General features: G+C 71.4%; 7 protein-coding genes. 4 read left to right on the forward strand and 3 right to left on the reverse strand.

The features are described 5' to 3' along the window. Positions 1-358: 358 nt before the first annotated feature. From QSK31_RS07840 to QSK31_RS07850, 3 genes are all read right to left on the reverse strand, one after another. On the reverse strand, positions 359-2137 hold the full coding sequence (locus tag QSK31_RS07840) for a S9 family peptidase (protein WP_285682351.1): 1779 nt from the start codon (positions 2135-2137) through the stop codon (positions 359-361). 19 nt (positions 2138-2156) lie between these two features. Beyond that, positions 2157-3929, reverse strand: coding sequence for an N-acetylglutaminylglutamine amidotransferase (locus tag QSK31_RS07845; RefSeq protein ID WP_285682695.1), 1773 nt, complete (start codon positions 3927-3929; stop codon positions 2157-2159). Positions 3930-4065: 136 nt separating this feature from the next. Beyond that, positions 4066-6654: a carboxylate--amine ligase/circularly permuted type 2 ATP-grasp protein gene (locus QSK31_RS07850; protein ID WP_285682352.1), complete on the reverse strand. Its 2589-nt coding sequence runs from the start codon at positions 6652-6654 to the stop codon at positions 4066-4068. A 177-nt stretch (positions 6655-6831) separates the two neighbouring features. Here QSK31_RS07850 and QSK31_RS07855 point away from each other — a divergent pair, with 177 nt between their 5' ends. From QSK31_RS07855 to QSK31_RS07870, 4 genes are all read left to right on the forward strand, one after another. Continuing rightward, positions 6832-7917 carry a glycoside hydrolase family 26 protein gene (locus QSK31_RS07855; RefSeq protein ID WP_285682354.1) on the forward strand — a complete coding sequence of 362 codons (1086 nt, stop codon included), beginning with the start codon at positions 6832-6834 and terminating at the stop codon, positions 7915-7917. 125 nt (positions 7918-8042) lie between these two features. Further along, the gene (locus QSK31_RS07860) at positions 8043-9065 is read left to right on the forward strand and encodes a LacI family DNA-binding transcriptional regulator (RefSeq protein WP_285682355.1); all 1023 of its coding nucleotides are present in this window, start codon (positions 8043-8045) and stop codon (positions 9063-9065) included. Between the two features lie 80 nt (positions 9066-9145). Further along, on the forward strand, positions 9146-10861 hold the full coding sequence (locus QSK31_RS07865; protein ID WP_285682356.1) for a serine/threonine-protein kinase: 1716 nt from the start codon (positions 9146-9148) through the stop codon (positions 10859-10861). Positions 10862-10930: 69 nt separating this feature from the next. Continuing rightward, positions 10931-13039, forward strand: coding sequence for a SulP family inorganic anion transporter (locus tag QSK31_RS07870; protein WP_285682358.1), 2109 nt, complete (start codon positions 10931-10933; stop codon positions 13037-13039). The last annotated feature ends 13 nt before the right edge of the window (positions 13040-13052 follow it).

Below are 13052 nucleotides of genomic sequence, written 5' to 3' on the forward strand. Positions count from 1 at the left end.
TAGGAGCCTGCGCGAGTGGTGAGACAGGCACGCAGCGGTGGGCCAATGCGGCATCCGGGCCGAAACGCCGCGCTGAGCTACCACCGTCCGCGGGAGTGGTAGCCGAGCGCGGTCATCGAGGCGGGATGGCGCCCGAGCCTTCCACCCTCGTGCCCGGCTACCACCGTGAGCGGCGGTGACGGTGAGCGGCGGCGACGGCGAGCGGCGGCGACGGTGAGCAGCGGCGACGGCGAGCGGGCAGCCCGGCCGCCTGGCAACCCTGCCTGACCCGATGCCCCGCGAAAGCGCCGGCAGCAAGGGCACGCACGGAGAAGACCGGCAGTTCGAGGCCCTGCCGGACGCCCGCCCGTGGAAGTTGCTAGACCGCCGGGACCGCGGCGCGGAGGTGGTGGGTGAGCCAGGCGACCGTCTCCTGGAGGTACTCGGCCCGGGAGTGGCGGTGCAGCAGTTCGTGGCCCTCGTCGCGGAAGAGCAGGTACTTGTGCTCGATGCCACGGGAGCGGAGTGCTTCCACGACCTGCTCGGCCTCGATGACCGGCACGTTGCTGTCGTTCTCGCCGTGGACGACCATCAGCGGGGCGCGCAGGCGGTCGATCCGGGTGAGGGGGGAGAGGTCGCGCAGCAGGTCGGCGTCGGTGACCGGGTCGCCGTACTTGCTGACGGCGGCGGCCGCGATCCACGGCTCGGTGTGCTCGTAGAAGGTGGCGAAGTTCGACATGCCGCAGACGTCGATGCCGACCGCGAAGAGTTCGGGGTACGTGACCAGCGCGGCCAGCGTCAGGTAGCCGCCGTACGACCGGCCCATCACCCCGACCCGGGCGGGATCGGCCACGCCGGTGCCGACCAGGTGCCGCACGCACGACTCGACGTCGCGGATCGCGTCGTACCGCAGGGGGCCGTTGTCGGCGTTGACGAAGGTGCGGCCGAAGCCGGACGACCCGCGCACGTTCGCCGCGAACACCGCGATGCCCCGGTCGACCAGCGACTGGAACAGGGCGCCGTGCCCGGGCCGCTCCTGCGCCTCGGGTCCGCCGTGGAACCAGAGCACGACCGGGTGCGGCTGGTCGCCGGCCGGCCGGAACAGCCATCCGGTCAGCGCCGTGCCGTCGTGGGCGGGGAATTCCTCCAGCGTCGGCACGACGGCGCGGTCGGATCGCGACTCGACGGAAACCGGGCTGAGGCCGCCGTCGGTGAAGACCCAGGTGCCGTGCGGCTGCCCCGGTCCCTCGGCGGTGAAGGTCAGGGTGCTGCCGTCGGTGCTCCACGAGGGGCCGCTCGCGACGAGACCGGGCACCGGGACCTCGGCGTCGTCCGGGAAGAGGGAGATCCGTGAGGTGCCTCCGCGTACGTTCCACAGAACGGCGACCCGGTGACCGTCGGCGGTCAGCGCGAACGACTCCACCTCGGCCGTGTCCGACCCCGCGACCACGGTCACCTCGCCGGTGGTGGCGACGCGGATCAGCACCGGGAACTCGCCGGCGTCGCTGCGGGCCCAGATCGACCCGTCCGGCCCGAAGACGGCTTCCTCGCCGCTGGTCACGTACTCCTCGGCGCCGGTCTCCAGACATCGCACCGCGATGTGCCGGGCGCCGCGCGACCCGCGCCTGATCAACGCCCGCGAGAAGTCGGGGCTGACGTCGAAGAGCGAGATCAGCTCCTCGGCGAGGATCTCCCGGCGCTCGCCGGTGACCGGGTCGATGACCAGGGCGCGCGTGAGGTTCTCGGTGACCGCGAGCAGCGAGCGGCCGGGCAGCCAGCGCATGTTGTCCGCGGTGTCAGACCCGAAGCCGGCCACCTGGTGCAGCTCGGAGCCGTCCGGCCGGACCAGCCAGACCTCGTGCCGGGGCGCGCCACCGGGCGCCAGCTGGCAGGCCAGCCAGCCGCCGCCGGTGGACCACTGGACGGCCATCACCGGCGCCTCACCGGTGTCGACGAGGAAGGTCAGCTCACTGCCGACCGGCTGCACCCACACCTTGGGGACGCCGCTGCGATCGGAGACGTAGGCCGCGTGCCGGCCGTCCGGCGACAGCGCCGGGGACCAGCTGCCACTGACTTCCGTCGGGAAGGACCCCGGATCCCGGGTCATCCATCCCATCGGCAGAACAGTGACGTCGACACGGTTGAGCTGACCGGTCATCCAGGTCTCCCTTCGTGGTCTAAATCCCCTTGTCCTGCAGCCACATCTCGAGCAGTGCCAGCTGCCAGAGCTGGTTCGCGCCGAGCGTCGTGCGAGGAGTATTGGGGTCCGCGAGGAGCGCGTCAACGTACTCCGGGCGGAACAATCCGCGTGTCCTGGCCGCGGGCGCAAACAGGGCATCGCGGACCATGTCCAGCATCGGCCCTTCGAGGTGCCGGATGGCCGGAACGGGGAAGTAGCCCTTCGTCCGATCGATCACCTCGTCGGGCACCACACCGCGGGCGGCGTCCTTGAGCACGCCCTTGCCCCCTGATGCCAGCTTTAGCGCGTCCGGGCACGCCGCCGCAAGTTCGACGAGCTCGTGGTCGAGGAACGGCACCCGCGCCTCCAGCCCCCACGCCATGGTCATGTTGTCGACGCGCTTGACCGGGTCGTCGACGAGCATCACCTGCGAATCCAGCCGCAGCGCCGCGTCCACGCTGGTGGTGGCCCCGGGACGGCCGAAGTTGCGCTCCACGAACGCCTGGCTCTCGTCGGTGGCGAGCATCCACTCGGGGCTCAGCTGACGTCCGAGGGCGGCAAAATCACGATCGAAGAACTCTGCCGCGTACGCCGTGACGGCGCCGTCCCGCGGGACGGTGGCGAGCGGCGGGTACCAGCTGTAGCCGGCGAAGATCTCATCCGCGCCCTGCCCCGACTGCACGACCTTGACGTGCTGCGAGACGTCCTCGGACAGCAGGTTGAACGCGACGCAGTCGTGGCTGACCATGGGCTCGCTCATCGCCGACACGGTGCGCGTGACGGCGGGCAGGAACCGGTCCCGGCCGATCCGGATCTGGTGGTGCTCGGTGTCGAACTGCTTGGCGATGAGGTCCGAGTACGCGAACTCGTCGCCGGTCTCCCCGGCGGCCGCCTCGAACCCGATGCTGAACGTGGTCAGCCCGCGCTGCCCCTGCTCGGCGAGCAGCGCCACGATCAGGCTGGAGTCCAGCCCGCCGGAGAGCAGCACCCCGACCGGCACGTCGGCGACCATCCGGCGCTCGACGGCGACCCGCAGCTTCTGCCCGACCTCGTACGTCCACTGCTCGGCGCTCAGGTCACGGTTGCGGGTGAAGTCGGCTTCCCAGTAGACCCGCTCGGTGCTGGTCCCGTCGGCCTTGATCACCCGTACGGTCGCCGGCGGCAGCTTGCGCACCCCGGTGACGATCGTCCGCGGCGCCGGGACCACCGAGTGGAACGTCATGTAGTGCTGCAGCGCCACCTTGTCCAGCGACGTGTCGACGTCCCCGGCGGCGAGCAGCGCGGGCAGCGTGGACGCGAAGCGCAGCCGCCCGGGCGCCTCGGCGAGGTACATCGGCTTGATGCCCAGCCGGTCGCGGGCGAGCGTGACGGTGCCGGAGTCGTGCTCGAGGATCGCGAAGGCGAACATGCCGAGGAAGCGCCGCACACAGTCGGCGCCCCATCGGTGGTACGCCTTGATGATCACCTCGGTGTCGGAGGTGGAGAAGAACCGGTAGCCGTACCCCTGGAGCTCGTCCCGGAGCTGCTGGTAGTTGTAGATGCAGCCGTTGAACACGAGTGTGAGGCCGAGCTCGTCGTCGGTCATCGGCTGCCGCCCGGCGTCCGACAGGTCGATGATCTTGAGCCTGCGGTGCCCGAAGGCGACCGCGTCCCGGGCGAACAGGCCTTCGCCGTCCGGGCCGCGGGACTCCAGGCAGGGCAGCATCGAGCGGACGACCTCGGCGTCCGCCGGCCGTCCGTCGAACCGGAGCTCTCCGGCGATGCCGCACATAGTGGGACCTCCCAGGGTCATCAGGGTGTGGGTCGGATGTTGCGGATCTATGTCGTAGCCGTAACGGCCTTAGCCCGGTGCGTACGTCGGTGCGCGGCCGCTTTGCTCTGCTTACATGTCCGGACCTGCCGCGGCGTCAACCGAGGAGCCAGGTGTCCTTGGAGCCGCCGCCGCGCGACGAGTTCACGATCATCGAGCCGGCCGGCGCGACGCGGGTCAGGGCCGCCGGGGCGACCACCGACTCGCGGCCGGTGAAGATGAACGCCCGCAGGTCGACGTGCCGGGGCGCGAACTGGTGGCCGTCGAAGACCGGGTGGGTGGAGAGCTGCACGACCTCCTGGGCCACCCAGCGGTGCGGCGCGGTGTTGATCTGCCGGCGTACCGCGGACAGCTCCTCCGGCCGGGCGTGCGGGCCGATCACGATCCGGTCGCCGCCGTAGCCGTCGACCGGCTTGCAGACCAGCTCGGGCAGCCGGTCGAGTACCTCGGCGCGCTGCTCGGGAATGCCGCACAGGTACGTCGGCACGTCCGCCAGCAGCGGCTTCTCGCCCAGGTAGTACTCGATCAGCTGGGGCACGTACGCGTACACGGCCTTGTCGTCGCCGATGCCGTTGCCGAGCGCGTTGGCCAGCACAATGGTGTCCGCGTGCAGGGCGGCGACCAGGCTGGGCCCGAGCGGCATGCCGTCCGCGCCGGGGGAGTGCACCAGGCTGTCCTCGCCCATCCGCAGGTAGATCACGTCCACCCGGTGCCGCTTGCCGTCCCGGGTGCGGTAGACGATCCCGTCGTCGACGAACAGCTCGGTGCTGCGGACGAGCGGGACGCCCATCTCCTCGGCGAGCATCCGGTGCTCGAACCAGGCCGAGTCGTCCGGCCCCTGACTGAGCACCACGATCCGGGGGTCGTCACCGGCGGCCGGGCCGGCCGCCTCGATCAGCGCGGTCCGCAGCAGCGCCGGGGTGCCTTCCACGCCGAGCAGGCCCTCCGGCCGGGGCAGTTCGGGCAGCACGCTGTCGGTGAGCCGCCGGTTCTGCATCGAGTAGCCGATGCCCGACGGCACCCGCAGGTTGTCCTCCAGCACGCACCAGTTGCCCTCGGCGTCGCGCACCAGGTCGACGCCGGCCACCTGGGCACGGACCCGGGGCCGCACGACCAGGGCGCCGCTGGGCCGCAGCTCGGGCGAGCCGTCGATCACCCAGTCGGGCACCACGCCGTCCTTGACCACGAGCCGGTCGCCGTAGACGTCACCGACGAACGCGTCCAGCGCGCGGACCCGCTGCACCAGCCCGGCCCGCAGCTTCGTCCAGTCGTCGGCCGGCACCAGCCGCGGGACCAGGTCGAAGGGGAACAGCCGGGTGGCCGCCTCGCCCGCCACCGAGAACGTGATGCCCCGGGCGCGCTGTTCGTCGTCGCGAGCGTCTTCCCGCCGGCGCAGACCGGCGCTGCCCAGGGCCGACAGGACATTCACGATCCCGGTGTACGAGTGAGCGACGTCCCCGCCCGGGAACGCCTCGTCGCCTTCGGTCGCGTAGGGGAACAGTCCCGCCGGGACGGTCTGCCCGTCGGGCCCGATGGCGGTCGCGCCGCCGCGGGTGTCGGCCACCACCAGGTCGACCACGTCGGAGAGCCGGCCGCGGCGCTGCATCGCCCGCCGCTGCCGGGACGCCGAGCTGCCCCTGCTCAGCGCCTGCACGCTCAGGTCGAACACCTGCTCCCAGTCGCCCAGTTCCTCCAGCTGCGGGCGCAGGTCGCTGATCAGCCGTTCGACGGCCACCGCCGCGGGCACCGGAACCGGGGAGCGGGGCAGGTCGAGCAGGTCGCCCTCGAGCCCGGAGCGGGCCGCCCGCCACATCGCCGCGCGGTGCAGCGGCGGCCGGACACGTTCCAGGGGCCGGCCGGCCCGGTAGTCCTGCCGGGCGCGCAGCACCAGGCCACGGAACAGCCCGGCGAGCAGCACGACGGTGTCGGCGTCGGGGCAGGCGTCGGTCACCCGCAGCTCCACCGTGGGCAGGTGGGCGGACGGGCGTACGTCGAAGTAGACCATCTTGGGGTCGGTGATCGTGCCGGAGGCGATCAGGTCGGCCACCAGCTGGTCGTGGTCGGCGGCCGAGGTCACCTCGCCGCTGTCCCCGGCGGTCGGCCACCGCAGCCAGACCAGCGAGCGGACGCTGGCGTAGCCGGAGTCCTCGCCCATCCAGTACGGCGAGCTGGCGGAGATTCCGAGCAGCACCGGCAGGGCGGGCGCCACGCGCTGGGCGACCGACACGGCTTCGTCTCGGTCGGGGATGCCGACGTGCACCTGCGCGCCGCAGATCAGCTGTTCCCGGGCGAGCATCTGGTACTCGTCGAGCATCCGGCGGTAGCGCGAGGTCGGCGTGACCGGCAGCGAGTCCAGGTCGACGAGCGGGACGGTGCCGGCGGCGACCAGTCCCAGGCCGAGCGACTCGGCGACCCCGATCGCCTCGCGGCGCAGCCGGACGATGCCCTCCCGCAGGCCGTCCAGGGTCGCGGTGACCGGGGTGTTGGTCTCGACGACCGAGCGGTGCAGCTCGGCGGAGTAGTGCTCCGGGTCGAGGCGTTCCAGCACGTCGGGCGCCCGGGGTACGAGCTCGCGGGACCTCAGGTCGACGACGTGCAGTTCCTCTTCGACCCCGAGGGTGAGGTCTGTGCCGTTGTCGATGCCCTCCTCCCCGTCGTCCGCGGTGACCTTCAGTGACTCCGTCATGCGTCCGCCTCTGCTCCTCCGGTTCGTCGTTCCCCGGAGCCTCGCCATTTCATGTGCCAGGCATGTGACGTGCCCATTTCCAGAGGCAGTCAAGCACCCCGGCGCCCGTGATCACCTTGATCAATATGTGACCTGAGGGGTATTCGCGCAGCTCAGAGGCCTGTAGCGTCGGTTGTTGTGACCGATGACTTACGCCTGCGCCGCCGTGGAGTGCTCACCCTGGCGGCGCTCACCGCTTCGATGGCCGCCTGCTCACGGACCGCGCCGACGGCGGCAACGCCGCAACCACCCGTGATCACTCCGATGTCGACCAAACCGGATATATCGGTCCCGTCGGTCGCTCCGTCGCCCACGCCGTCCGCCACCTCGAAAGCCGCGAAGCCGGAAGAAGAAGCCGAGCCGGTCGCCGCAAAGAAGACCGGCAAGGGCGGGCCGGTGCCGGCGCTGGACCGGGCGATGCTCGGCTCCTACCTGGCGCTCGGTGGGAAGTCGCTGTCCCAGAGCCTGGCGTTGCGGCGTGGCCAGCTCGGCCGGGAGCAGCGAATCGTGCACCAGTTCTGGGGCTGGTCGGAGCGCATGCCGTCGTCGTTCTCGTCGATCGGCACGTCGACGCTGATGATCTCCTGGCACGGGACGAAGCTCGCATCCGTCGCGAGCGGCGCGCAGGACTCGGTGATCAAGGCGGCGGCGAGCAGGCTGGCCGCGTACGGGAAACCCCTGCTCCTGCGCTGGGCCTGGGAGATGAACGGCGACTGGTTCGAGTGGTGCGGCCCGAACAACGGGAACGATCCCGGCCGGTACGTGAAGGCGTTCCGCCGGATCCACAAGATCTTCCGGGACAAGGGTGCGGACAACGTCGCGTTCGTGTGGAGCCCCAACTGGAACTCGTCGCCGAACACCTCGTCGAACGCGATGAGCAGGTACTACCCCGGCGACGACTACGTGGACTGGGTCGGGGTCTCCGGCTACGACTTCTACTCGGAGTCGCCGGCGACACTGTTCCGGCCGGTCGTCTCGGCGTATGGGAAACGCAAGCCGATCATCGTGACCGAGACCGCCGCGATCGACCACGGCGGCGGCAGCAAGGCCGCTTGGATCAAAAAGCTTTCCGCGTACGTCCGGAGCACGCCGTCGATCGGCGCCGTGGTCTGGTTCGACACCGACGTGCAGGACGACTCGAAGCACAACTTCCGGTTCGACACGTCCAGCGACGCGCTCGCCGCCTACCGCTCGATGGCCCGGAGCGCACGCTTCTCCGGCTGAGACACGCTTCTCCGGCTGAGAAGGGTATTGCGCGGCCGTGGAACACCCGCTTAATCTGCCTGTCACGATCACTTAATCGATTCGTATCGACGATACGAATCGACGGGTCGCGGGAGGTTCTCGGGATGGTCGCGTTCACCAGCAAGGACGTCGCGCGCAAGGCTGGCGTCTCGCAGAGCACCGTCTCGTACGTGATGACCGGTAAACGCCCGATCTCCGAGACCACCCGGCTGCGCGTGCAGGCCGCCATCGACGAGCTCACCTACCAGCCGAACCAGGGCGCCCGCGCGCTGAAGTCGCAGCGCACCCGGGTGATCGGGCTGATCGTGCCGTTCGGGCACGGCGTCGACACGGCGGGCGTGCTGCCGTTCATCGAGACGATCACCAGCTCGGCCCGGGCACAGGATCACGAGGTGCTGCTGAACACGTCGGACGAGGGCTCGGACGGGTTGCGCCGGCTGGCCGGCCGCCAGCTGTGCGACGCGATCGTGCTGATGGACATCCTGGGCCACGGCGACGACCGGATCCCGGTGGCGGCCGACCTCGGTCTGCCGGTGGTCCTGGTCGGGGTGCCCGCCGACCCGATGGGCCTCAGCTGCGTCGACCTGGACTTCGCGGCGGCCGCCGAACTGGCCGTGGACGAGCTGGCCGAGACCGGGCACGACCGGCTGGTGGTGCTCGGCTACCCGGCCGAGATCATCGATCGGGACGTCAACTACGTGCGCCGCTTCCTCGACGCGGCCACCGCGGCCGCCGCCCGGCACGGCATGCCGTGCGAGGTGATCGGCTCGCTCGAGCCGCACCGCGCGGCGGCGGACCACGCGGCCGCCCTGATCGAGCCGGGCCTGGTGGAGATCGGCCGGGTCGGCGTGATCGTGCCCCAGTCCCAGATCGTGCAGCCGTTCCTGCACGCGCTCAGCGCTCGCGGACTGCGGCCCGGGCACGACCTCTCGGTCATCGGGCTCTGCACCGACGTCGCGGCCGAGCAGATGGAACCTCCGGTCACCAACGTCTCGCTGGAGCCGCGCGACGTTTCCCGCCGCGCCATGCAGTCCCTGTTCTGGCTGCTCGAACCCACCCCGGCCGGCCCGCCACCGGCGATCGACCTGATCCCGCCGCGGCTGACCCGGCGCACGAGCGTCATGTAGTGCACAGTGGACGCTTTCGCCGATCATGGGGCGGGACCCTGGGGCGGCGAGGCTGGCGCGGGTAAGGGACACTGCCATCCATGTCGGGTGTGATGGAGCTGGGCGCGCGGGATCCGCGCCAGGTCGGCCCCTACCGCCTGCTCAAGAGGCTGGGCGTGGGCGGGCAGGGCACGGTCTACCTGGGCACCGACGGCGGTGACGACCGCGTCGCCGTCAAGGTGCTGAACACCGACTTCGACGACACCGGCCGCCTGAAAACCACGCTGAACCGCGAGCTGGAGAGCGCGCAGTCGGTCGCCGCCTTCGTCACCGCCGGCGTCATCACGTTCGACCTGGACGCCGACCCGCCGTACATCGTCACCGAGTTCGTGGACGGGCCGACGCTCCAGGAGGACGTGCTCTCCGGGCGCGGCCCGCTGCGCGGCAGCCGGCTCAACGACCTGGCCATCCAGACGATCATCGCGCTCGAGGCCATCCACGGCGCGAACGTGGTGCACTGCGACTTCAAGCCGGCGAACATCATCCTCGGCCCGAGCGGCGTGAAAGTCATCGACTTCGGCATCGCCCGCGCCTGGGAACAGGTGCACCAGGCGGCCAGCCGGGTCATCGGCAGCGCCCACTTCATGGCGCCCGAGCAGGTGGAGAACCATCCGCTCGGTCCTGCCGTGGACGTGTTCGCCTGGGCCTCGACGATGGTGTTCGCGGCCACCGGCAAGTACGCGTTCCCCGGCTCCAGCCCTGTCGCGGTCGGCGTCGCGGTGGTCCAGGCCGAGCCCAACCTGCACGGGCTCACCGGTCAGCTCGCCGAGCTCGTGGGGGCGTGCCTGCGCAAGGATCCGGCGCACCGGCCCACCGCCGCCCAGGTGCGCCAGGCCCTGATGGCGCCGCCCGGCCAGCGCCCGATCAGCTCGCCACCCAGCGCCCCCACCATGCTGACGCCCGGCCTGCGCCCGGCCGGCTCGCCGCCCGTTCAGCAGGGCTCGCGCCCCGGTCAGCAGGGCTCGCCGCCCGGCCAGCCGGTCGCTTATCAGCCCGGCTCGGCCACCCCTTACATCCCGCCGGTCCCGCAGTCGCCCGCTGGGCCGCCCGGCCGGGTCGAGCCGACGATCTACGAGCCGCCGGTCCCGTCCGGCGGCCCCGCCATGGCGTACCCGACCGCCTCCGGCCATCCGGTGCCGGCGCCGCCCCCGCTGCGCCGGAGCGGCGGCAAGGTCGCGCTGATGTTCCTTCTGGTACTGGTGATCCTGAGCGGCGCGGGCGTTTCCGGTTACCTGTGGTGGGACCGGGCGCAGCACCGCTCCGCGACCGGCGACGACGGCTCCGGCGCGCAGGGCGGCGGCCAGTCCGACCCCGATCTGGCCGAGCTTCAGGCGTTCGCCGGCGACCGGCCGCTGGGCAACTGCCTGCCCGGCACCCCCAACGAACGGCAGACCGCGCGGCGCTCCTGCCCGGTGGACGGCGTGACGGTCACCTATGCGCTCTACAAGCGGGAACCGCGCGACGAACGCACCGCCGAGCGCAAGCGGGTGCAGAACCTCCACAAGAACTCGCCGGAGGGGTGCCTGTCCCAGACCGGCATGAGTCCCGACAAGCGGCGCGGGCAGTACATCGAGTACACCTACAAGGCCGGTGACGACGGCCGGTGGTATGCGGCCATCTGGTGGGACGACGGGGTCACCCGGCCGGATGGCGCCACAGTGATGACGATGCGCATTCCCTGGGACCAGAAGGCCACCGATCCGGCCGCCGAGCTGCGCGAACATTGGTTGAGCTGGGGATATTCGCTTCCCGACTGAAACTGTGTCTTTGCTGTGCGCTGCCGTCGCGTAACGCTGGGTTAACCGACTCCCGCTACGGTTTCCGATATGCCGGATTTGTTCCGACGGGACCTGCCAGCTTCCGTGGTGGTCTTCCTCATCGCCGTCCCTCTGTCTCTCGGTATCGCCGCCGCTTCGGGCGCGCCGCTGATGGCCGGGCTCATCGCCGCCGTCGCCGGTGGCCTGGTCGCCGGGGCGCTGAGCGGCGCCCCGCTCCAGGTGAGCGGCCCCGCCGCCGGGCTCACCGTGATCGTCGCCGGGGTTGTCGCCGACTTCGGCTGGGCGGGCACCGCCGCCGTGGTGGCCATGGCCGGCCTGGTGCAGATCGGCCTGGGCGCCGCCCGCCTCGGCCGCGCCGCCCTGGCTCTGTCGCCGGCCGTCGTGCACGGCATGCTGGCCGGCATCGGCGTGGTGATCGCCCTGAGCCAGCTGCACGTGGTCCTGGGCGGCCGGCCGCAGAGTTCCGGCGTAGCCAACCTGCGCGACCTGCCCGCCCAGATCCTCGGCTCGCACACGCCGTCGCTGCTGATCGGCCTGCTGGCCGGCGCCATCATGCTGGTCTGGCCGCGCCTGGTCCGCACGTCCCTGCTGCCCGCCGCCCTGATCGCGGTGGTGGCCAGCACCGTGACGGCGATGGCGGCCGGTCTGGACGTCGCCCGCGTCGACCTGCCCGACGATCCGCTCGACGCGATCGTGTTCCCGCGGTGGCCGTCCGCGCCGGTGGCCGCGATCGCCGTCGCCGTCATCACGATCGCGCTGGTGGCGAGCGTCGAGTCGCTGCTGTCCGCGGTGGCCGTCGACAAGCTGCACGACGGCAAGCGCGCCCGCTTCAACAAGGAGCTGGTCGCCCAGGGCGCCGCGAACAGTGTCTCGGGCATGCTGGGCGGCCTGCCGGTGACCGGCGTGATCGTGCGCAGCTCGGCGAACGTCGCGGCCGGCGCCCGTACGCGTGCCTCGGCGATCCTGCACGGCGTCTGGATGGCGGTGTTCGTGCTGCTCTGCGCCGGCCTGATGGAGCAGATCCCGCTCGCGGCCCTTGCGGCGGTCCTGGTGGTGGTCGGCTTGCGCCTGGTGGACCTCGGCCAGATCAGGGAGTACGTACGCCACCGCGAACTGCCCACCTACCTGGCGACGGCCGCCGGCGTGATCCTCCTGGACCTGCTGTCCGGCGTGGCCCTGGGCATGGCCGTGGCGGCGCTGTCCATGCTGTGGCGCGTGGCGCGCTGCGACATCCGCCGAACCGAGACGACTCCCGGCCACTGGCTGGTGAACATCACCGGCACCGCCTGCTTCGTGGGTTCGGCGCGGCTGGCCCGCGAGCTGCAGTCGCTGCCCGAGGCGAGCTCGGTGGAGGTGGAGCTGCACCTCGACTACCTGGACCATGGCGCCTTCCAGGCCATCCGCGACTGGCGCGAGGCTTACGAGCGCTCCGGCGGCCGGGTGGCCGTCCGCGAGGTCCACGACAGCTGGTTCCACCGGGCGACGGCGGGCCGCTTGGGCTCCGCCCGCAGCGGCCCGCCCAGGTTCCTGGGTTCCTGGTCACGCTGGCAGGCCTACGACCGAGGCGGCCAGGACGCGATGACGGCGGGCATCGACGAGTTCGAACGCTCCGTGGCCCCCTTGGTCCGCCCGCACCTGGCCGGCCTGGCAAGGGCAGGCCAGCAACCGGAGCAGCTCTTCATCACCTGCGCCGATTCCCGCGTGGTCCCCAACCTCATCACGGGCAGCGGCCCAGGCGACCTCTTCTGCGTCCGCAACGTGGGCAACATCGTCCCACCGTTCGGCGTCCCCCACGATTCGGTGGGCGCCGCCATCGAGTACGCGGTAGACGTCCTGGGCGTCTCGGTGATCACGGTCTGCGGCCACTCCGGCTGCGGCGCCGTCCGCGCGATGATGTCCGGCGGCGCCCCCAGGGACTCGTCCCTGGGCCGCTGGCTGAGCACCTCCGACACCGCAATTGCGGGCGACGACGAGGAACGCTGCATAGCCGACAACGTCGTCCAGCAACTGACCAACCTGCGCACCTATCCCAGCGTCCGCACGGCCCTGTCCGAGAACCGCCTACGCCTGGCCGGCCTCTACTTCGACCTGGCCGAAACCCGCATGTACACCGTGGACGAAGACCACGGCCTGCACCGCCCGATAGCCGCGGCCTAGCCAAACCCACCCG

It is taken from the genome of Actinoplanes sp. NBRC 103695 (assembly GCF_030269485.1).
Classification (GTDB): domain Bacteria; phylum Actinomycetota; class Actinomycetes; order Mycobacteriales; family Micromonosporaceae; genus Actinoplanes.

Coding starts and splice junctions, on each gene's coding strand:
- QSK31_RS07845 (WP_285682695.1), bottom strand. CDS start 3,929: ATGTGCGGCATCGCCGGAGAGCTCCGGTTCGACGGACGGCCGGCGGAC.
- QSK31_RS07850 (WP_285682352.1), bottom strand. CDS start 6,654: ATGACGGAGTCACTGAAGGTCACCGCGGACGACGGGGAGGAGGGCATC.
- QSK31_RS07840 (WP_285682351.1), bottom strand. CDS start 2,137: ATGACCGGTCAGCTCAACCGTGTCGACGTCACTGTTCTGCCGATGGGA.
- QSK31_RS07870 (WP_285682358.1), top strand. CDS start 10,931: ATGCCGGATTTGTTCCGACGGGACCTGCCAGCTTCCGTGGTGGTCTTC.
- QSK31_RS07860 (WP_285682355.1), top strand. CDS start 8,043: ATGGTCGCGTTCACCAGCAAGGACGTCGCGCGCAAGGCTGGCGTCTCG.
- QSK31_RS07865 (WP_285682356.1), top strand. CDS start 9,146: ATGTCGGGTGTGATGGAGCTGGGCGCGCGGGATCCGCGCCAGGTCGGC.